This window comes from Rhodococcus sp. Leaf278, from assembly GCF_001426085.1.
Taxonomy (GTDB): domain Bacteria; phylum Actinomycetota; class Actinomycetes; order Mycobacteriales; family Mycobacteriaceae; genus Rhodococcoides.
The window spans coordinates 238,637-259,530 of sequence record NZ_LMRR01000012.1; the positions used below are offsets into that span (position 1 = coordinate 238,637).

Consider the following 20,894-nt stretch of genomic DNA (forward strand, 5'->3'; position numbering starts at 1 on the left):
ACCGTACGACAACGGGCACTCGAGGTCTTGTGAAGGGAATCAAAAATGAAGCTGATCACGGCAATCGTCAAACCGTTCACCCTGGAGGACGTCAAGACGGGGCTGGAGCAGGCCGGCGTACTCGGAATGACGGTGAGTGAAGTTCAGGGCTACGGCCGTCAGAAGGGCCACACCGAGGTGTACCGAGGCGCGGAGTACTCGGTCGACTTCGTTCCCAAGGTGCGTGTCGAGGTAGTCGTCGACGACGCCGCTGTCGAGAAGGTCGTCGAGGTCATCGTCGAAGCCGCTCGCACCGGCAAGATCGGTGACGGCAAAGTCTGGGTTTCCCCGGTCGATTCGGTCATCCGAGTCCGCACCGGAGAACGTGGCGCCGATGCACTCTGACCCCAAAGGGTCTCGGGCCGGGGGCCCCGGTTCTGGCGCGAAAGCGTCAGGATCGGGGCCTTCGGTCTCCACGGGCTCTGCATCGAAGGGCACGAGCGATGCTGCAGCAGATCTCGCTCGCGCCAGAAAACAACTACTCGACGGCGGCACGCGCAACCGTCGCCTCGATGCTCCGTCGCTGAGGCAGGCTCTGGTCGATCTCCACGAGTTCTGGCTGACCACCAAAGGTGCAGAGCTGGGGATCAAACCGGACTCGGGCTTCGCGATCGTCGCTGTAGGCGGATTGGCGCGCCGTGAACTGCTGCCGTATTCGGATCTGGATCTGATACTTCTGCACGACGATCTCGAACCGCGAATCGTGGCCGACGTCGCCGACAAGCTCTGGTATCCACTGTGGGACGCCCATATCAAGCTCGATCACAGTGTGCGCACGGTGCCGCAGGCTCTACAGGTAGCCGCAGCCGATCTGACGGCATCGCTCGGGATGCTCGAGGCCCGCCATATCGCCGGTGACGTCGAGTTGAGCAATCTGCTGATCGGCGGCGTACGTCGCCAGTGGCGCACTGGAATTCGTGGACGCTTCGACGAGCTGATCACGCAGACTCACGGTCGATGGGCGCGTAGCGGTGAAATCGCGCATCGCGCCGAGCCCGAGCTCAAGAATGGTCGCGGCGGATTACGTGACGTACAGCTTCTCGATGCCCTCTCCATTGCCCAGCTCACCGATGGAATGCCCGGCCTCGGACCCGAATCACCAGGTGGTGGTTTGGCGTTCGCGCACGGAAGACTTCTGGACGTCCGCACCGAACTACACCGGGTGGCCGGCCGAGCGCGGGATCAACTGCGCGCGCAGGACGCCGACGAAATCGGTGCCGCACTCCGCATCGGTGATCGCTTCGATCTTGCACGCGTGCTGAGCGATTCGGCTCGCACCATCAGCTATTCGGTCGATGTCGGATTGCGCACTGCGGGTAATTCGCTTCCGAGAAAAGGCCTTTCACGTCTTCGTCGAGTGCCGGTTCGTCGTCCGCTGGACGAGGGGGTCGTCGAACACGCCGGCGAGGTGGTGCTCGCCCGTGACGCACGACCGAACAAGGACCCTGGCCTGATCATGCGCGTCGCCGCGGCATCGGCACAGACCGGAATGCCGATGTCGGCATCGACATTGAACCGGTTGTCGGACAGCGCCCCCGAACTTCGCGAGCCCTGGCCGAAGGAGGCTCTGAACGATCTGCTGGTGTTGCTCGGATCGGGTCGCAAAGCCATCGCGGCCATCGAAGCGCTCGATCGAACCGGCCTGTGGGGCCGCCTCATTCCGGAGTGGGGCGCAGTGCGTGACCTACCGCCCCGAGATGCGGTGCACACGTGGACCGTCGATCGCCATCTGGTCGAAACTGCCGCCTACGCAAGCGCATTGACCACCCGAGTTGCCCGTCCGGATCTGCTCGTTCTCGGCGCGCTGATACACGACATAGGCAAGGGGCGCGGCGGCGACCACAGCGTCGTCGGTGCAGATCTCGCAATCCAGATCGGTAACAGGCTCGGGCTGTGGCCGTCCGACGTCGCCCTGCTGACCTCGATGGTGAGGTATCACCTGCTGCTGCCGGAGACCGCCACCCGGCGCGACCTCGACGACCCCGCAACGGTGCAGACCGTCGTCGACGCACTCGGTGCCGACACCATCCTGCTGGAGCTGCTTCATGCTCTCGCCGAGGCGGATTCGCTCGCCACAGGTCCCGGAGTCTGGGGGGACTGGAAGGCATCGCTCATTCGCGAGCTCGTGCGACGCTGTCGATTGGTGATGGCGGGGGAGTCTCTGCCGTCCCCGGATCCACTCGACCCCGCTCACATCGAGCTGGCCGCGCGGGGAGGTGTGCACGTCGACATCGCGCCGACCGACGGTCTGCACACCTTCGTCGTCACGGTCGTGGCGCCCGACACGCCGGGACTGCTGTCGGACGCTGCAGGAGTGCTGGCGCTGCACTCACTGCGTGTGCTCTCGGCTTCGCTGGGCAGTCACGAGGGGTCGGCGATCAACTCGTTCGACGTGGCACCGCTGTTCGGAGCGCCGCCGCAGGCGGGTCTGCTCCGACAGGAGATCATCCGTGCTCAGGCGGGTGAGCTCGACCTCGTTTCGGTACTGGACGCGAAAGAACGCGACGCCCGAGCCGAGACCGTCGAAGACGACGGCGAGGATTCGGCGGTGCCGGTTCTGTACGCCCAGGCTCCGCCCAGGGTCCTGTGGTTCGACGACCACGAACCAGGTCAGGTGGTACTCGAACTACGAGCAGAAGACAGGCTCGGACTGCTTTGTCGGCTGGCGAGTGCCATCGAGCAGCAAGGCTCCGATATTCGCTGGGCGCGCGTGTCGACACTGGGCAGCTCGGTCGTCGATTCCTTCTGCATCGACCTGGCGGGCGAGGACAGCAGGGCGGTCCGAGAGGATCTCGAACGAGCCTTGCTCGCGGTTGTACCGGCACCGGAACCGCCCAAGCCTCCGGAAAAGCCGGAAGGCACCTGACCACAGCTCGGAATCGACCGACTCACCCACCCGCCGTGGTGACTTCTCACGAACTTTCAGCCGGTGGGTTTACCTCCGATATCAGTTTGTTATGTTCGTCACCACACGCAGGACGACTCGGCGAGATCACTTCTGCAGACTCCACACTGCCGGAACAGAGAGTCGTTCCTGCAGGCTCCACTGCTTTAGCGAGAGGCACGAACTGTGGGATCCCATCGACGGTCGAACATCTACACACCGGCCGACACAGCAACGGACGCGACGTCCGGCAAGCACCGCGCCGCAGAAGTGACCCCGGATACCGGTCGACGAGCCGCGACCATCGTCGCGGCTACCGGTGCCATCGTCGTCGGCGCGACGACGATGGGTGCAGGTACCGCGGGCGCCGCTCCGATTCCCGAGCCGCCCGCAGCAGGTTTTCCCTTCGCCATCCCGGAAGGTCTGCTGCCCGCGGGATTCGAGCTACCGCAGTTCGAGGTCCCACAGTTCGTACCCCCACAGTTCCTGCCACCGCAGCTCGCGCCACCCGTCGGTGCGCCGACGCAGGCCGCACCGGACCTGACTCCGGCACCACAGGGCAATCCGTCGGCGGTTCCGTCGGAGACGGCGACACAGGCACCGACTCCGGGACCGCTCGCTGCCCTCGGCCCCGAAGTGGACGCTGCCGCCCAACAGTGGCTCGACGACGTCGGATTCGGTGCGGCTGGTGCGGGGCCGACGTCGCCGCTCGAAAGTCTGCGCTCGTTGAAGAAGTCGACGGTCCAGCCCGTCGCCGGAGTGTTGACGTCGAACTTCGGATCGCGATGGGGTGCCCAACACAGCGGCCTCGACATCGCGGCACCCATCGGGACCCCCATCTACGTGGCCGCCGACGGCACGGTGGTCGACGCTGGCCCGGCAGCCGGGTTCGGTCTCTGGGTGAAGGTGAAGCACGACGACGGCACCGAGACCGTCTATGGGCACGTCAACGATTTCTCGGTGCAGCCCGGTCAGCGTGTCTCGGCCGGCGAGCAGATCGCCACGGTCGGCAACCGCGGCCAGTCGACCGGCCCGCATCTGCACTTCGAGGTACACGATCCCTCGGGCGTCAAGGTCGATCCCGCACAGTGGCTCTCGACTCGGGGAGTGGCAGTGACATGGAACGATTCCGCGCGCAACGCCTGACTCGGCTCCAGCTCTCAGCAGCACGTCCGTCGCTGAACGACACGGCTGCTGCACGCCCCAGCGACGGCGGGTCGTGCTGGCGCTAGTCTGGTAACCGTGCCGGATTCGGCTCGTTTTCGGTGATCGGCTAGCTCAGGAGTGCAATCGGTGTTCGAATCCCTTTCCGACAGGTTGGCCGGGACTCTCAAGGACCTGCGTGGCAAAGGTCGACTGTCCGGTGCGGATATCGACGCCACGGCCCGCGAGATCCGTCTGGCTCTGCTCGAAGCGGACGTGGCCCTGCCCGTGGTGCGGGAGTTCATCAACCGCATCAAGGTCCGCGCGAAAGGTGCCGAGGTATCGGGTGCGCTCAACCCGGCGCAGCAAGTAGTCAAGATCGTCAACGAGGAGCTCGTCGGCATCCTCGGCGGCGAGACGCGCAGACTCGTCTTCGCCAAGAACCCGCCCACGGTGATCATGCTCGCCGGTCTGCAGGGCTCGGGTAAGACGACATTGGCCGGCAAGCTCGCCAAATGGCTCAAGGGCCAGGGCCACACACCGTTGCTCGTAGCCTGCGACCTGCAGCGCCCCGGTGCAGTCAGCCAGCTCCAGATCGTGGGCGAGCGCGCGGGCGCAGCTGTGTTCGCGCCGCATCCCGGCACGTCGATCGGCGGCGGTGACAATGCACTCGGTGTCTCGGCTGCGGATCCCGTCGAGGTCGCGCGGGCCGGCATCGCCGAGGCGCGGAGCAAGCAGTACGACGTGGTCATCGTCGACACCGCCGGCCGCCTCGGCATCGACACCGAGCTGATGAGTCAGGCCGCTGGGATTCGCGATGCCGTCGAGCCGGACGAAACCTTGTTCGTTCTCGACGCCATGGTCGGCCAGGATGCGGTCAGCACCGCCGAGGCGTTCCGCGACGGAGTCGGCTTCACCGGCGTTGTGCTCACCAAGCTCGACGGCGATGCTCGTGGCGGCGCAGCACTCAGCGTCCGTGAGGTGACCGGACAGCCCATCATGTTCGCGTCGACCGGCGAGAAGCTCGAAGACTTCGACGTCTTCCATCCCGACCGTATGGCCAGCCGGATCCTCGGCATGGGTGACGTTCTCAGCCTCATCGAACAAGCCGAGCAGCACTTCGATGCCGAACAGGCCGAGGCGACCGCCAACAAGATCGGCTCGGGACAGCTCACGCTCGACGACTTCCTCGAGCAGATGATGGCCGTCCGCAAGATGGGACCCATCGGAAATCTGTTGGGCATGTTGCCCGGCGCGGGTCAGATGAAGGAACTCGCCAACGTCGACGAGAAGCAACTCGACCGCGTTCAGGCGATCATCCGCGGCATGACTCCGCAGGAGCGAACCGACCCGAAGATCATCAACGCGTCGCGGCGACTGCGTATCGCCAACGGCTCGGGCGTGAAGGTGTCCGACGTCAATCAGCTGGTCGATCGGTTCTTCGAGGCGCGCAAGATGATGTCGGCCATGGCCGGTCGAATGGGTATGCCGGGTGCGCGTAAGCAGGTGCGCAACAACAAGAAGGGCAAGAAAGGCAAGAAGGGCGCTCGCGGTCCGACACAGCCGAAGATCCGCGGTGGATTCCCCGGCATGCCGGGCGGAATGCCTGCGGGTATGCCCGATCTGTCCTCCATGCCCAAGGGCCTCGACCAGTTGCCACCGGGGCTCGAGGGAATCGATCTTTCTCAGCTGAAACTGCCGAAGAAGTAAGCGACGCACGTGTCGGCGATGCGGGTGCGGGGCCGTGGACTGCCGGACGGGTCCGAGATCGATCTGTGGATCGACCACGGTGTCGTGTCCGTGGAGCCGATTGCCGACGCGGATTTCGTGTACGACGGCGGTTGGATTCTGCCCGGTCTCGTCGATGCCCACTGTCATGTGGGAATCGAGTACGGCGGGGGACACACGGACCTGCCCGGCTCGATCCGTCAGGCACACACCGAGCGAGGCGTCGGCGCGTTGCTGCTTCGCGACGCGGGGTCTCCGGTCGACACCCGCGAGTTGGACGAGCGAGACGACCTTCCTCGAATCATCAGAGCAGGCCGACACATCGCATCGCCGAAGCGATACATACCGGGTCTGGCCATCGACATCGAGGACGAGTCTCAGCTGCCCGAGGCCGTTGCACAGCAAGCGCGATTCGGTGACGGCTGGGTCAAGCTCGTCGGCGATTGGATAGATCGCTCGGCAGGCGATCTGCGGCCGCTGTGGACCGACTCGATCCTGGTCGACTCCATAGCCGCTGCTCATGCCGAGGGCGCGCGGGTGACCGCCCATGTATTCGGTGAAGATGCGCTTCCCGGACTGATTGCGGCGGGAATCGACTGCATCGAACACGGCACCGGTCTGACCGACGAGACCATCGAGATGATGGTCGATCACCGAACCGCTCTGGTGCCGACGCTCATCAACATCGAGACGTTTCCCGGAATCGCGGATTCCGCCACCCGGTACCCCGTCTACGCCCGGCACATGCGGGCGCTGCACGCGCGCGTCGCCGACACCGTCGGCCGGGCCCATGATGCCGGGATTCCCATCTACGCGGGAACCGATGCCGGTGGGTCCATCGCACACGGTCGCATCGCCGACGAGGTCGCGGCACTCACGCGCGTCGGTCTCTCTCCGACGGACGCCCTCGGTGCTGCCTGCTGGGACGCCCGGTCCTGGCTGGGACGACCGGGACTCGAGCACGGCGCACCCGCAGACCTCGTCGTCTACGCGGAGGATCCGCGCGGTGGACCGGACGTGCTGGCCAACCCGGAGCTGGTGATTCTGCGCGGACGCGTGACCGACAGAGGGTCACGCACGACGAGCAGATCGGAGGCCGGTGATGACTGATCCGTCCAATGGCGGCGGGCAGTTCGACCCGAACCGCCCGAGCTGGGCCGGAATGGCCCCGATGAACAACGTTCAGCAACAAGGCTCGGGCCTGTCCGAGACCTACTGGCGGGCCGAACAGGCCAATCAGCAGCGTCAGCGCGGTCAGCGATGGGGACTGCCGGCGGCAGCGCTCGTTCTCGGCCTCAATCTGGCGGGCTTCCTGCTCCTCGGACTCGTCGTCACGACCGAGACCTCTGCTCTGTTCGTCGTAGGCATCATGATTCCGAGCCTGCTGGCCGCAGGACTGGCCGTGGCGATCTCGATGTCTCGTGGCAACGGTCCCGTCGTGGATTTCGGTCTTCCCAGATCCAGTTCCGAACTGCTCGGTCAGCTTCGATCCGGATTGGCCTGGGGTGGTGTCGCGGTCGTCGGCGGTCTGCTTCTCGCGCTGGTGCTCTTGTCGAGCCTCGACCTCGAGGACCAGACCCCACTGGGCAACGTCACGGATACAGCTGTCGGATGGAAAGTCGCTCTGGCCGTGTGGATCTGGATCGGCGCACCGATCTGCGAGGAAACGATGTTTCGCGGCATGCTGTGGGGCGCGCTCGAGAAGCGCACCCGCCCGATGCCGATGGCCTGGCTGGGCAATCGATGGGTCGTACTCACGATCACCGCGGTCGTGTTCGCCGTCTGGCATCGTGAATGGTGGCGATTCGTGGTCCTGCTGTGGGGTGGACTGGCGATCGGCATCGCCAGAATGCGGTCCGGCTCGATCGTCGCGTCGACCACGGCCCACTCGATGAACAACACCCTGCCTGCCCTGGTGATCCTGCTGGCCTGATCGCGTCGTCGCCAAGGGCGATTCACGGTTCGCGGTGCTCGTCTGGCACAATGAACAGCTGTTCGCCCGTCTTCCGGTTACGTACCGCGCGGCGGTCACAACAACCTTCAACGCAAAACCGGGTTCGCATGCCGTGCGAACCGCTGAATTGCGCCGTGACCAACTCTCGAAAGGCTCCACCAGAACATGGCTGTCAAGATCAAGCTCATGCGTATCGGCAAGATCCGCACCCCGCACTACCGCGTCGTCATCTCCGACGCCCGCACCCGCCGCAACGGCCGTGCGATCGAGACCATCGGCACGTACGAGCCCAAGCAGGACCCCAGCGTCATCGAGATCAACTCCGAGCGCGCGCAGTACTGGCTTGGCGTCGGCGCGCAGCCGACCGAGCCTGTCGAGGCCCTGCTGAAGATCACCGGCGACTGGCAGAAGTTCAAGGGTCTGCCCGGCACCGAGGGAACCCTCCGTGTCGCCGAGCCCAAGCCGTCGAAGCTCGACCTGTTCAACGCCGCACTGGCGCAGGCCGATTCCGAGCCCCAGGGCGAGGCCACCACGGCGAAGAAGAAGAAGGCTCCGAAGTCCGACGACGCCGCTGCCGAGAGCACCGACGTCGCAGCAACCGAGACCGCAGACGCACCGGCCGCCGAGGCTGCTGAGAAGTGAGTGCCGTTGTCGCCGATGCCGTCGAACATCTCGTTCGCGGCATCGTCGCCAATCCCGATGACGTTCGCGTCGAGATGATCACCGGCCGTCGTGGCCGCACCGTGGAGGTTCACGTGCACCCCGACGATCTGGGCAAGGTCATCGGTCGCGGCGGTCGCACCGCCACGGCGCTGCGCACGCTCGTCTCGGGTATCGGTGGTCGCGGCATTCGTGTCGATGTGGTCGACACGGACCACTAGGTCACGCACACAATCATGGAGCTGGTCATCGGCCGTGTTGCAAAGTCGCACGGCATCAAAGGCGAAGTCGTCGTCGAGGTTCGCACCGACGACCCCGACGATCGCTTCGCAATAGGGACCGTTCTTCGCGGCCGCAAGCCCCGATCGAATGCTGCTCCCGCCTCGTACACGGTGGACGCCGTCCGGGAACACTCCGGGCGGCTTCTGCTGCGTCTGAACGGTATCGACGACAAAACGTCCGCCGATCAGATCCGCGGAACCCTGTTCGTCGTCGAGTCCACGGATCTTCCGCCGTCCGATGATCCGGACGAATTCTACGATCACGAGCTCGAAGGACTCACTGTCGTTCTGTCCGACGGCTCGGCAGTGGGGACGGTCCGAGAGGTACTGCACTCGGCAGCGGGTGAGTTGCTCTCCATCACGCCGGGGCCCGGTTTCGGCGGAGACACCCGCGCCGAAATTCTCGTTCCCTTCGTGGCGGCGATCGTGACGTCGGTGTCGTTGGCCGACAAGACGATCCAGATCGATCCGCCCGAGGGCCTGCTGGACCCGGAGTAGATCGTGCGTCTCGACGTCGTCACCATTTTTCCCGAGTATCTGACGCCGCTGCGAACGGCTTTGTTGGGCAAGGCAATCGACCGCGGTATTGTCTCGGTGGAGGTCCACGATCTGCGATCGTGGACCCATGACGTGCACAAGGCCGTCGACGATTCACCCTACGGCGGCGGACCTGGCATGGTCATGAAGCCAACTGTCTGGGGCGACGCCCTCGACCACGTTCTGACCGAGGATTCACTCCTCGTCGTTCCCACTCCTGCCGGTGTTCCGTTCACCCAACGCACAGCCGAACGGTGGTCCACCGAGCAGCATCTGGTGTTCGCCTGCGGGAGGTACGAGGGTATCGATCAGCGGGTCTTCGACGATGCGTCGCGCCGCGTCCGCGTCGAAGAAGTCAGTATCGGCGACTACGTGCTCATCGGCGGTGAGGCGGCCGTCCTGGTGATGGCCGAGGCGGTAGTTCGACTCATGCCCGGAGTGCTCGGCAATCAACAGTCGCACCAAGAGGATTCGTTCTCCGACGGTCTGCTCGAAGGGCCGAGCTACACGCGTCCGGCCCGGTGGCGTGAACTCGACGTTCCCGACGTCCTTCTCTCCGGCGATCACGCGAAGATAGCGGCGTGGCGTCGTGCCCAGTCGTTGACACGCACCGCCGAGCGTCGCCCGGATCTGCTCGGCGACTGAGCAATTCAGCTGACAGTGCCGCCAGGGAAGAGCATCGAGACGAATCCGGTGAGAGTGTCCCTGGCATGCAGAGCACTGGCATCATCGCTCACATCGACCACTGCGGTGTCCGGATAGCTCTCCATGTCGTCGGCGTAGAAGATGTCCTCTCGTGACGAGAGAGCCAGCAGATAGCGATTGTCGACGCCTATCGTCCCGGTGGACAGGTGCACCCAGCGATCGGCGACACAGCACATCCAGCCCTGTTTGACTGCGTGCACGCTCTCGCCCGGTAGACCGTCGACGATTCCGAAATGCTGCTTGTAGCCGTCCGCGGCAATCGGTGCCGAACGCCGCAGCATGCCGATGATCACGTCCGTCGACGCAGTCGTCAGTCCACCGCTGCCGTTGAGCAAGCCCGCGTAGTACCCGACCAGGTCGCTCGGCGTGGTTTCGGTGTTGTACCACTGATCGTCGCCCGGTGCGGTGGTGCGTTGCAAACCGTATCGGGCCGCGACTGCGCGCACTATGTCCGACGTGCCGTAGCGGTACCAGAGGGTGTACGCAGCGTTGTCGTCGGAGAATTCCAACATGTCGGTCATGGTGCTCAGTTCGTCGACCGAGACAGGGCGGTTCTCGGTTTGCGCCCGGAACATCACTTCGTCGGCGATGAAGAGCTTGGACACCGATGCAGTTTCGACCTGTACGTCGGCGTTGCTGCTGTAGAAGGAACCGGTCTGGCGGTCCAGTAATGCGAAGTCGACGTCGGCACCGCGAGCCTGCGCCGACGCGATCGCCATGGGGATTCGGGCTTCGAGAGCGACGCCGTCGACCTTCTGCATGTCGGGAAAGGGTGACGCTGAGGGCTCGGCGGTTGCTTTCGCGGCGGGATCGCCGGGTCGATTGTCCGGTGGAACCGAGCAACCTGCGGTGAACAGCAGTGCGGTGCAGACGACAGTCAGGAAGCGAGACACCCTGACCATGCGTGCATCTCTCCCAGACGTTGAACCGCTGACCGACCTGTCCCACATTAGCGGTAGGGTCCATCGCCGTGACCACTGCTCTGAAATCTGTGAACAAGCGCATAGCCGAAGAACTCGATGTTCGTGAAGAACAGGTTCGGGCCGCCGTGGAACTGCTCGACGGCGGCTCGACGGTCCCGTTCATCGCGCGGTACCGCAAGGAGGTCACCGGCACCCTCGACGATGCGCAGCTGCGGCAGCTCGACGAGCGGCTGCGGTACCTGCGCGAGCTCGACGAGCGAAGAGATGCCGTCATCGAATCCATCCGCAGTCAGGGCAAGCTCGACGACGCCCTCGAACAATCATTGATGCTGGCCGATACCAAGGCTCGCGTCGAGGACATCTATCTGCCGTTCAAGCCGAAGCGTCGGACGAAAGCCCAGATCGCGCGTGAAGCGGGGCACGAGCCCGTGGCCGATGCGCTGTTCTCCGACCCCACCACCGATCCTGCGCAATTCGACCAGGAGCAGCTCGACGGCGCACGCGCAATTCTCGTCGAGCGTTTCGCCGAGGACGCCGACCTGGTGGGTGAACTGCGCGAACTCATGTGGACCTCCGGCAAACTCGTTGCCACCGTTCGCAAGGGCAAGGAGGAGGAGGGTGCCAAGTTCTCCGACTACTTCGAGTTCTCCGAACCGTTCACGAGCCTGCCCTCGCATCGCATTCTCGCCACCCTCCGAGGCGAAAAGGAAGAAATACTCTCACTCGGATTCGAGCCCGAGCGCGAAGAACCGACACCCGGGGTGCCCAGCGTCTACGAGGGTCGGATCGCCACCAAGTTCGGGATCGCGAATCGAGGACGGCCCGCCGACAAGTGGTTGCTCGATACCGTCCGTTGGGCGTGGCGCACGAAGATGCTGGTGACGGTTTCACTCGATACCCGGATGCGACTGCGTCAATCCGCCGAGAAGGACGCCGTCGACGTGTTCGCGAGCAACCTCAAGGATCTGCTGCTCGCCGCGCCTGCGGGCAACCGCACCACGATGGGCCTCGACCCGGGCTTCCGTACCGGCACCAAGGTCGCCATCGTCGACGCCACCGGAAAGGTCGTCGACTACGACACGATCTATCCCCACAAGCCGCAGGGCAAGTGGGATCAGGCACTGGCCACCCTCGCCGGCCTCGCGGCCAAGCACGAAGTGGAGCTCATCGCTATCGGAAACGGTACGGCGTCACGTGAAACCGACTCTCTGGCAGCCGAATTGATTTCCAAGTTCCCGGCTGCGAATCTGACCAAAGTGGTGGTCTCCGAGGCCGGTGCCTCGGTGTATTCGGCGTCGGCGTACGCCTCGAGTGAGCTGCCCGAGCTCGACGTCTCGATCCGTGGAGCGGTCTCGATCGCTCGCAGGCTGCAGGATCCGTTGGCCGAGCTGGTCAAGATCGATCCCAAGTCCATCGGCGTCGGCCAGTATCAGCACGACATCTCCGAAACTCTGCTCGCTCGCTCACTCGGAGCCGTGGTCGAAGATGCCGTGAACGCGGTCGGCGTCGACGTCAATACAGCGTCGGTGCCCCTGCTGTCGAGGGTATCGGGAATTGCCGGCTCGCTCGCCGAGAGCATCGTGGCGCACCGCGACCAGAACGGACCGTTCGCCAGCCGCAGCACCCTCAAGGACGTACCGCGCCTGGGCCCCAAGGCTTTCGAGCAGTGCGCCGGATTCCTCCGCATCTCCGGGGGCGAGGACCCACTCGATCGGTCGAGTGTGCACCCGGAGGCGTACCCCGTAGTCCGACGCATCGTCGGAAAGGCCGGCGTCGGAGTGCGTGAAGTGGTCGGCAACACGGCTCTCCTGCGCCGCCTCGATCCCGCGGAATTCGTCGACGAACGATTCGGGTTGCCCACTGTCACCGACATCATCTCCGAGTTGGAGAAGCCGGGACGCGACCCGCGTCCGGAGTTCAAGACCGCGACTTTCGCGGCCGGTATCGAGAAGGTGGCCGACCTGAAGCCGGGCATGACGCTCGAAGGCGTGGTGACGAACGTGGCGGCGTTCGGTGCTTTCGTCGACGTCGGTGTGCATCAGGACGGTCTCGTTCACGTCTCGGCGATGTCGCACAACTTCGTCAAGGATCCGCGTGAGGTCGTCAAGTCCGGTGACGTCGTACGCGTCAAGGTCATGGAGGTGGACCTCCCTCGTCAGCGCATCGGATTGAGCCTGCGACTGGACGACGAGCCTGGGGCCTCCACCGGAAAGGACGCCCCCCGCGGACAGCAGGGAGAACGACCGCGGGGCCAGGGGCGAGCCGGCGGTGCCGACCAGGGCAATCGGGGACGAGACTCACGACCCCAGCGAGAGCGCCGCGGTGGTGCTCAACAGGCCGCACCGGCGGCCGGTTCGATGGCGGACGCGCTCCGGAAGGCTGGATTCGGAAAATAGCGACTGCTCGATGGTCGATGCCGTCCTGGGCTGCCCGAATCACGAATAGTGTGAAGTCCGACTCGCCGGTCGTTCGGTAGGAAGGACGTGAGACGCACGTGAGGTGGTTGCAACACGGGGTCATCGATCACGGTCGTCTTCCGCTTCTCTGCTTCCTGTTGGGTCTGCTGGTCGGATTTCTGTTGATCCGCCTCAGCGTCAGGATGATTCGCGCGGACGTGAAATGGTGGCCCGGCAACATCACGCCCGGTGGGCAGCACATACATCACGTCGTGTTCGGGATCGTGCTGATGTTGCTGGCAGGGATCGGTCTCATCGCGGTGTATGTGGACGGATCGCAGACGATCGGCGCGGTCCTGGCCGCCATCTTCGGCATCGGGGCCGCGCTCGTTCTCGACGAGTTCGCATTGATCTTCTACCTCCGCGACGTCTATTGGTCCGAACAGGGTCGTACGTCGGTCGACGCAGTGTTCGCTGCGGTGGCGTTCACGGGACTGTTGCTCCTCGGGTTCCACCCCTTGGCGCTCCTGAGCCCGGCGAGCTTTCGAGCCGATCCGGATCCGTGGGTTCGCGGGACACTGGCGGTACTGGCATTGGCCAACTTGGCTCTCGGTGTCATCGTTCTGCTCAAGGGAAAGATCTGGACCGGGTTGGTAGGGCTGTTCGTCCTGCCGATCCTCGTGTTGGCGGCGATTCGACTGAGCAGACCGAGCGCGCCGTGGGCGAGGTGGCGCTACACCAGCAGGCCGAAAAAGATGGAGAGAGCTCTGCGACGTGAGAAGCGCTGGCGCAGACCGCTGATCAGAGCCAAGATCTATTTGCAGGACGCAATCGCGGGCAAGCCCAGCATCGTCCATGCACGCGAGGCCACCGAGGACGAGTTGGCGCGCGTCGTGGTGCCGGCACCGGTGTCGGGCGCTGCCGTCTCACCCCGCGCGGAGTCGATTTCTCCGTAGGCATGATGGTCTGGCACAATGGTCGGGTTGCCTCTAGCAGGCACGGACCTCACTCGGAGTACGAACCAGTCGAGCCGCGCAGTCTGCGAGCCGCTCGGTTCCTCTACTCAAGCGCAGAACGCAAGGATGGCACAACCGATGAACACTCTGGACTTTCTCGACAATCAGTCGCTGCGTGGCGACATCCCCGATTTCCGCCCCGGCGACACCCTGAACGTGCACGTCAAGGTCATCGAAGGCTCGAAGGAGCGTATTCAGATCTTCAAGGGCGTCGTCATCCGGCGTCAGGGCGGTGGCGTTCGCGAGACCTTCACGGTTCGTAAGGTCTCGTTCGGCGTCGGCGTCGAGCGCACCTTCCCGGTGCACAGCCCCAACATCGCGCAGTTCGAGGTCCTCACTCGCGGTGACGTCCGTCGCGCCAAGCTCTACTACCTCCGCGATCTGCGTGGCAAGGCCGCCAAGATCAAGGAAAAGCGCTGATTGGTTCCGCCCGGATCCATATAGCTCCCATCATGCCGCGTCGCCCTCTCGGGCGACGCGGCATGATGCGTCTCGGCCGGTCCGAAACGCCGGTGCACAGACCGTCCGGCCGCGCAGACCAGCGTTCCGGCTAACCTGTTGACGTGACGCAGTCCCCACAGGATCCGACCGACGAGCCCGACGACGACTCTTCGCAGAACGAGCGTCGGGATCGCAAGCCCCGATCGTTCTGGCGAGAGCTTCCGATTCTCATTCTGGTAGCGCTGGTGTTGAGTTTTCTGCTCCAAACATTCGTCGCTCGGGTGTACCTGATCCCATCCGAGTCGATGGAGCCGACTCTGCACGGCTGCGCGGGCTGTACCGGCGACCGGATCGTGGTGGAAAAGATCGGGTACCGCTTCGGTGACCCGAAGCCCGGCGACATCGTCGTCTTTCGTGGTCCGGATTCGTGGAACGACGAATTCGTCTCGCAGCGCTCCGACAACTCGGTCATCCGCGGGGCCCAGGAAGTGGGCTCCTTGATCGGAGTCGTCGCTCCGGACGAGAACGATCTGGTCAAACGCGTCATTGCCACCGGCGGTCAGACCGTCGAGTGCTGTGACGATCAGGGCCGAGTACTCGTCGATGGGAAGCCGTTGGACGAGCCGTACATTCAGATGGATTTCCCGTTCGCCCCGGGCACGATGACGTGTGACACCGAGCTGAAGTCGGGACGCTGCTTCGACCCCGTGACCGTCCCCGAGGGCAACATCTGGGTGATGGGAGACAACCGGAGCAACTCACGAGACTCCCGCTATCACATCACGGACGAATTCACCGGGACTGTGCCGCTCGACAACGTGATCGGCAAGGCTGTCTTCATCGCCCTGCCCCCGTCACGGACCGGACTCCTCGATTCTCCCGACATCCAAGGTCGATGACGACGGCCCCCCGCCGCGCGCCTCGTGTTCGAGCGACTCTGACGCGGTCGTCGTGGCCGCCACGTCCGGTCATCCGGCGAGCCGCCGGGTTGCGGACGATGGAGTCGGCTTTGGAACGCGGCGGTCTCGGGCCGGTTGCGGGTGTCGACGAGGCAGGTAGGGGAGCGTGTGCCGGTCCGTTGACGGTCGCGGCATGTGTACTCGGCGCTCGCGCCCATGCCGCGCTGGCCGATCTGGACGACTCGAAGAAGTTGACCGAGCGTCGACGCGAGAAACTGTTCCCCAAGATTCAGAAGCTGGCGCTTGCATGGAGCGTGGTGTTCATAGACGCTGCCGAAGTCGATCGCATCGGGGTGCACGTGGCGAACATCGAGGGAATGCGTCGCGCAGTTGCCGGGCTCGGAGTGACTCCCGGGTACGTGCTCACCGACGGCTTCCGGGTGCCCGGCCTGCCAATTCCGTCGCTACCGGTGATCGGCGGCGACGCCACCGCCGCGTGCATCGCTGCCGCGAGCGTGTTGGCAAAGGTCTCGCGTGATCGGTTGATGGTGCAGATGGACGAGGAGATTCCGGGCTACGGATTCGCCGTTCACAAGGGCTACAGCACGCGGGCTCATTCGGCCGCCATGATTGCTCTCGGCCCCAGCAGAGAACATCGAATGTCGTATGCGAATGTCGCTGCGGCGGCCGCAGGCTCCCCGCGAGACGACGACGCCGTGGGGCGAATGGACTGCCGCGACGCAGGTGCGCGATGATTACTTCTCACGCCCGACTGGAGGATGAAAGAGACCGATGAGTGCCGAAGATCTCGAAAAGTACGAAACCGAGATGGAGCTCTCGCTGTATCGCGAGTATCGGGACATCGTAGGTCAGTTCAACTACGTGGTCGAAACCGAACGTCGGTTCTATCTGGCGAACTCCGTCGAACTCATTCCGCACAACGCCGACGGTGAAATCTACTTCGAATTGAGGATGTCGGATTCGTGGGTGTGGGACATGTACCGCCCCGCCCGTTTCGTCAAGCATGTCCGAGTGATCACGTTCAAAGACGTTAACATCGAAGAGCTGGACAAACCCGACCTACGCCTTCCGGAATAGCGTGTTGCGGCGAACGCCGTGGCACATCGGCAGTCGACGGCGGTTCGCGTACGGGTGAACAACGCCCGGCCTCACGCCGACGAGTCGCCGCACCGATAGTCGACGGTGTCGATCGTGATTGTCGAAAAAAATTGGACAGCCGACCAAATCGTTCCGTGTGTCCTGTTTCATCGTTGGTTTCGGCGGAGAGCCACCTCTGGCAGAGGGCGGCGCGGTAGATTCGAGCCGCGAAAGTAACTGTGTGACAAAAGTATTCGATTTCGAGGTCTATTTTCTCGAAATGTGAGGCCATATCTGGGGTGATATTCGTAAGTTCGACGCGTCGCGTAACACCTGCAACTTCTTTGCACACATACGAGAATGGGTGGTAGAACTTGAATATCACATCCCCCAGACGTGTAAGAGGTACGAGATGGCACGCAAGACGCTTGTTCAGATGATCGACGATGTCGATGGATCGGTAATCAAAGACGGTCAAGGTGAATCCATCGAATTCGGCATCGGTGGAAACCAGTACCGCATCGATTTGAACCTCAAGCATGCGAACGAATTGCACGAACAGTTGGCTTTCTGGATCGAGCACGCAGAGAAGGTCTCCGGACGCCGTACGCGCAAGGGCGGCGCTACTCCGGCACCGGTTCGCGGCAAAGTCGATCTTCAGGACATTCGGGCATGGGCACGCGAGAACGGCCACGAGGTCAGTGCTCGCGGCCGCATCAGTCAGGACGTGCAGGCAGCATACGAGGCTGCCCACTGACCATGTGGTAGCACCGTTTACCTCGGTGCCCGAAAACGCTCTACCGGCATTCGATTTCGTGTGCCGACGCTGAGCATCAGCTCCGTCCGAATTTTCGTTTCGGGCGGAGTTTTGTGCGTGTGGGGGTCCTTGGATTCATGCGTGTGATGACCGCTGCCACCCGGCCGGCGAGCTGGTCCAAGCCGTGCACGACGGTCTGACAATTCCGGCAACAGGTCTCTCACATCTGCCCGTTCGTCCACAGGCGAGCAGTTGTCCACAGGGTGATCACCCACCTGCGCTTTCATTGTTTCTCCTCGATTCGGACGTGCCACCTTCGGTAGCACGAATCGGCCGCGAAGTACGGCCGCAGAGTGGAGGAATGCGGATATGGCGACCAATCAGGAACTCGGTGCGCGCGGTGAGGACCTCGCGGTGCGCCATCTCGAGGACATCGGACTCGAGGTGATCGAGCGGAACTGGCGGCATCGATCCGGTGAGCTCGACATCATTGCGCGCGACGGTGACACGATGGTGTTCGTCGAGGTGAAGACGCGCTCGGGAGTTGGTTATGGAACCCCGGCCGAGGCTGTCACCTACACGAAACAGGTACGAATCAGAGGGCTCGCATTGTCGTGGCTTGCCCTGCAACAAGGTCCTTGGGTTCAGATCAGATTCGACGTGATCGCTATCGTGGTCGGGCGAGACGACAATCCGGTGATCACTCACATCCGGGCTGCGTTCTGATGCCGCTCGGAAGAGCGCATTCGGTTGCGGTCAACGGTGTCGACGGTGTGCTGGTGGAGATCGAAGCCGATATCGGGCAAGGGCTTCCGGGTACACATCTGGTCGGCCTGCCCGATACTGCACTGAACGAATCACGAGATCGCGTGAAAGCAGCCGTGAAGAACTCGGGTGGCACGTGGCCGGACAGTCGGGTGATTCTCGCACTGTCACCCGCAACGCTGCCCAAAGGCGGATCGGTGTACGACCTCGCTCTCGCGTTGTCTGTTCTCGATGCGGCGAAGGCCATCCCGCGCGGGTGTCTCTCGGAGACAGTGTTTCTGGGCGAACTTGCTCTGGACGGCAGGCTGAGGCCAGTTCGCGGGGTCTTGCCCGGGGTGCTTGCTGTCAAAGGGGCGGGCTGGCAACGGGTGGTGGTCCCGATGCAGTGTCTACCCGAGGCGGGACTGGTGGACGGTATCGACGTGCTGGGCGCAGGCTCGCTTGGGGATGTCGTGGCGTGGCTTCGCGGCGAGCAGGGCTTGGAATCGCCGGTGCCGACCGAGTGGCATCAGGAGACCTATCCCGATCTCAGCGATGTGGCCGGGCAGGCGGATGCGCGGTGGGCTCTGGAGGTAGCGGCCGCCGGAGCGCATCACATCATGCTGACCGGTCCGCCGGGTATCGGCAAAACGATGTTGGCGCAGCGTCTTCCGGGGATTCTGCCGCCGCTGACCGAGTCCGAGGCGCTCGAGGTGACGGCCATCCATTCGGTGGCCGGTCTGTTGACCACCGCGCGCCCGCTCATCACCTCGCCGCCGTTCATTGCACCTCATCATTCGACGTCGGTCAGCGCTCTGGTGGGGGGTGGAACGGGAATGGCCAAACCGGGCGCGGTCAGTCGCGCGCATCGAGGAGTCCTGTTTCTGGACGAGTGCGCCGAGATGAGCGTTCGCGTACTGGAGGCTCTGCGGACTCCGTTGGAGGACGGTGAGATTCGCATTGCTCGTCGAGACGGTGTGGCGAGATATCCGGCTCGATTTCAGCTGGTTCTGGCGGCGAACCCGTGCCCGTGCGCACCTGCGCGACAGGTCGACTGTGTCTGTGCGCCCACTGCGCGGCGCAAGTATCTGGGGAAGCTCTCGGGGCCGTTGCTGGACCGTGTCGATCTCCGCATACAGATGATGGGCGTCGCGACGGGAGCATTGGTCGACGAGGTGGGGGAGGGCACGACCGAGATCCGCGCGCGAGTGACCGGAGCCAGGGATGCGGCCGCGCAGCGGTGGCAGGACTTCGGCTGGAGGACCAATGCGGAGGTCCCGGGGCCTGCTCTGCGGCAACGATTCCGCCTGGCGCGGTCGACGCTCGCGCCGGTGGAGCGCGCGTTGCGGAACGGATCGTTGACCGCGCGGGGAGCAGACAGAGCGATACGGGTGGCGTGGACGTTGAACGACCTCGCCGGGGGCACGGTTCCCGGTGCCGACGAGGTCGGAGCAGCGCTGGATTTCCGCGACAGGGGCGTGGCATGACGCACGACGCACGCCGACTCGCGTGGGCCTATCTGTCTCGAGTGGCGCAAGGCCCGCATCGACTCGTGGTCGACCATGCCGCTGCACACGGCCCGGAAGCGGCTGCCGCGGCGGTTCGGGCAGGCCGATTGGGTGAGAGGCTGGCGGTGCGTGCCCACATCGACACCGCTGCAGCGGATCTCGATCACATCGCGGCGCTGGGTGGCCGGCTGATCACTCCCGACGACGACGAGTGGCCGGCGTGGAGATTCCTCGGCTTCGACGGCTCGGGTCTGACTGTCGGAGTGGACACCTGCCCACCGATTGCGTTGTGGGCGCTCGGAAATCGGCCCGTCGCAACTGCTACCGAACGATCCGTCTCCATCGTGGGGACGCGTGCATCGAGCCCGTACGGAGATCACGTGACCGCAGAAATATCCGCAGACCTCGCGCTCGACGGTTGGACCATCATTTCCGGCGCGGCCTTCGGGATCGACGCCGCGGCGCATCGGGCCGCCCTCGGAGTAGAGGGAACGACGATGGCGGTGCTGGCCTGTGGCGTCGACCGTGCGTATCCGGCGGGGCATTCCCGATTGCTGCGACAGATAGCCGATCACGGCCTGGTCCTGAGCGAATACGCACCGGGCACCACTCCTGCCAAGCATCGCTTCCTCGCTCGCAACAGACTCGTTGCGGCACTCGGATCGGCTGTGGTGGTGGTCGAGGCCGGGTGGCGCAGCGGGGCTCGCAATACTGCGGCATGGGCGACAAAACTGGGTCGTCCGGTACTCGCGGTTCCCGGTCCCGTCACATCGCCTACGTCCAAGGGGTGCCATCGCATGATCCGCGACGGGGAGGCAGTGCTGGTGTCGAGCTCGCACGATGTCGTTGCCGAGGCCGGTGCCCTGGGATCTCCGGAGGAGTGGCGGCCCGACCTCTTTCGCGAGACGGACGCGCTCTCGGAGACCGGATTGCTGATCTACGACGCGTTGCCGGCAACCGGGTCATTGTCGAGCAGCGAGTTGTCCGAACGGTCCGGTGTACCGATCGGCAAGGTGCGCGCAGCGCTTCCCGTGCTGGAAATGGACGGCTTCGTGGCCAGCGACGAGACCGGGTGGTTCCGCGTGGTTCGGGGCTGACCGCCACGTTTGCCGAGCCCCGAAGGTAGGGTGTTAGGTAATGCTTAGTCGGTGCAGCACGCACCGACGTGTTCGCTCGAAGAG

The 20,894-nt window shown here is 64.2% G+C and carries 21 protein-coding genes; 20 read left to right on the top strand and 1 reads right to left on the bottom strand.

The window, feature by feature from the left end:
* The first annotated feature begins 45 nt into the window (after window positions 1-45).
* The 10 genes from ASG84_RS13825 to trmD all read left to right on the top strand — a co-directional run bounded on the left by ASG84_RS13825 (window position 46) and on the right by trmD (window position 9,871).
* Complete coding sequence (locus tag ASG84_RS13825; protein WP_019664269.1) at window positions 46-384, top strand: P-II family nitrogen regulator; 339 nt, start codon at window positions 46-48, stop codon at window positions 382-384.
* Window positions 374-2,905: a [protein-PII] uridylyltransferase gene (locus ASG84_RS13830; protein WP_057477775.1), complete on the top strand. Its 2,532-nt coding sequence runs from the start codon at window positions 374-376 to the stop codon at window positions 2,903-2,905. The genes ASG84_RS13825 and ASG84_RS13830 overlap by 11 nt, the downstream gene beginning before the upstream one ends.
* A 204-nt stretch (window positions 2,906-3,109) precedes the next feature.
* Window positions 3,110-4,069: a M23 family metallopeptidase gene (locus ASG84_RS13835; RefSeq protein ID WP_057477602.1), complete on the top strand. Its 960-nt coding sequence runs from the start codon at window positions 3,110-3,112 to the stop codon at window positions 4,067-4,069.
* 147 nt (window positions 4,070-4,216) lie between these two features.
* Window positions 4,217-5,776: a signal recognition particle protein gene (ffh, locus tag ASG84_RS13840; protein WP_032403595.1), complete on the top strand. Its 1,560-nt coding sequence runs from the start codon at window positions 4,217-4,219 to the stop codon at window positions 5,774-5,776.
* Window positions 5,777-5,794: 18 nt separating this feature from the next.
* Entirely contained in the window at window positions 5,795-6,904 is a 1,110-nt protein-coding gene (locus ASG84_RS13845; protein WP_057477776.1) for an amidohydrolase family protein, read from the top strand.
* Window positions 6,897-7,727 carry a CPBP family intramembrane glutamic endopeptidase gene (locus ASG84_RS13850; RefSeq protein WP_057477603.1) on the top strand — a complete coding sequence of 277 codons (831 nt, stop codon included), beginning with the start codon at window positions 6,897-6,899 and terminating at the stop codon, window positions 7,725-7,727. Before ASG84_RS13845 ends, ASG84_RS13850 begins: the two co-directional genes overlap by 8 nt.
* Window positions 7,728-7,913: 186 nt before the next feature.
* Window positions 7,914-8,390, top strand: a complete 477-nt coding sequence (rpsP, locus tag ASG84_RS13855; RefSeq protein ID WP_057477604.1) for a 30S ribosomal protein S16 — start codon at window positions 7,914-7,916, stop codon at window positions 8,388-8,390.
* Entirely contained in the window at window positions 8,387-8,629 is a 243-nt protein-coding gene (locus ASG84_RS13860; RefSeq protein ID WP_008717313.1) for an RNA-binding protein, read from the top strand. The genes rpsP and ASG84_RS13860 overlap by 4 nt, the downstream gene beginning before the upstream one ends.
* A 15-nt stretch (window positions 8,630-8,644) precedes the next feature.
* Window positions 8,645-9,187, top strand: coding sequence for a ribosome maturation factor RimM (gene rimM / locus ASG84_RS13865; protein ID WP_057477605.1), 543 nt, complete (start codon window positions 8,645-8,647; stop codon window positions 9,185-9,187).
* Between the two features lie 3 nt (window positions 9,188-9,190).
* Window positions 9,191-9,871 carry a tRNA (guanosine(37)-N1)-methyltransferase TrmD gene (gene trmD, locus ASG84_RS13870; RefSeq protein ID WP_057477606.1) on the top strand — a complete coding sequence of 227 codons (681 nt, stop codon included), beginning with the start codon at window positions 9,191-9,193 and terminating at the stop codon, window positions 9,869-9,871.
* A 5-nt stretch (window positions 9,872-9,876) separates the two neighbouring features.
* On the opposite strand, the gene ASG84_RS13875 is transcribed toward trmD, so the two are convergent.
* Window positions 9,877-10,833, bottom strand: coding sequence for a serine hydrolase (locus tag ASG84_RS13875; RefSeq protein ID WP_057477607.1), 957 nt, complete (start codon window positions 10,831-10,833; stop codon window positions 9,877-9,879).
* Window positions 10,834-10,901: 68 nt separating this feature from the next.
* Between ASG84_RS13875 and ASG84_RS13880 the strand changes: the two genes are divergently transcribed.
* From ASG84_RS13880 to dprA, 10 genes are all read left to right on the top strand, one after another.
* Entirely contained in the window at window positions 10,902-13,250 is a 2,349-nt protein-coding gene (locus ASG84_RS13880; protein WP_057477608.1) for a Tex family protein, read from the top strand.
* A gap of 107 nt (window positions 13,251-13,357) precedes the next feature.
* Window positions 13,358-14,206 (top strand): hypothetical protein, encoded by an 849-nt coding sequence (locus ASG84_RS13885; protein ID WP_156399527.1) that lies wholly within the window; start codon window positions 13,358-13,360, stop codon window positions 14,204-14,206.
* Between the two features lie 138 nt (window positions 14,207-14,344).
* Window positions 14,345-14,686 (top strand): 50S ribosomal protein L19, encoded by a 342-nt coding sequence (rplS, locus tag ASG84_RS13890; protein ID WP_032378188.1) that lies wholly within the window; start codon window positions 14,345-14,347, stop codon window positions 14,684-14,686.
* Window positions 14,687-14,829: 143 nt separating this feature from the next.
* The gene (gene lepB, locus ASG84_RS13895) at window positions 14,830-15,606 is read left to right on the top strand and encodes a signal peptidase I (RefSeq protein WP_057477610.1); all 777 of its coding nucleotides are present in this window, start codon (window positions 14,830-14,832) and stop codon (window positions 15,604-15,606) included.
* Window positions 15,603-16,361, top strand: coding sequence for a ribonuclease HII (locus ASG84_RS13900; protein ID WP_082520980.1), 759 nt, complete (start codon window positions 15,603-15,605; stop codon window positions 16,359-16,361). The genes lepB and ASG84_RS13900 overlap by 4 nt, the downstream gene beginning before the upstream one ends.
* Before the next feature lie 37 nt (window positions 16,362-16,398).
* Complete coding sequence (locus ASG84_RS13905; protein ID WP_008717288.1) at window positions 16,399-16,704, top strand: DUF2469 domain-containing protein; 306 nt, start codon at window positions 16,399-16,401, stop codon at window positions 16,702-16,704.
* Between the two features lie 412 nt (window positions 16,705-17,116).
* Entirely contained in the window at window positions 17,117-17,461 is a 345-nt protein-coding gene (locus ASG84_RS13910; protein ID WP_057477611.1) for a histone-like nucleoid-structuring protein Lsr2, read from the top strand.
* A 369-nt stretch (window positions 17,462-17,830) separates the two neighbouring features.
* Entirely contained in the window at window positions 17,831-18,187 is a 357-nt protein-coding gene (locus ASG84_RS13915) for a YraN family protein (RefSeq protein ID WP_057477612.1), read from the top strand.
* A complete protein-coding gene (locus ASG84_RS13920; protein WP_057477613.1) occupies window positions 18,187-19,692 on the top strand; it encodes a YifB family Mg chelatase-like AAA ATPase in 1,506 nt (501 codons plus the stop codon). The genes ASG84_RS13915 and ASG84_RS13920 overlap by 1 nt, the downstream gene beginning before the upstream one ends.
* Window positions 19,689-20,810 carry a DNA-processing protein DprA gene (gene dprA, locus ASG84_RS13925; protein ID WP_057477614.1) on the top strand — a complete coding sequence of 374 codons (1,122 nt, stop codon included), beginning with the start codon at window positions 19,689-19,691 and terminating at the stop codon, window positions 20,808-20,810. The genes ASG84_RS13920 and dprA overlap by 4 nt, the downstream gene beginning before the upstream one ends.
* The last annotated feature ends 84 nt before the right edge of the window (window positions 20,811-20,894 follow it).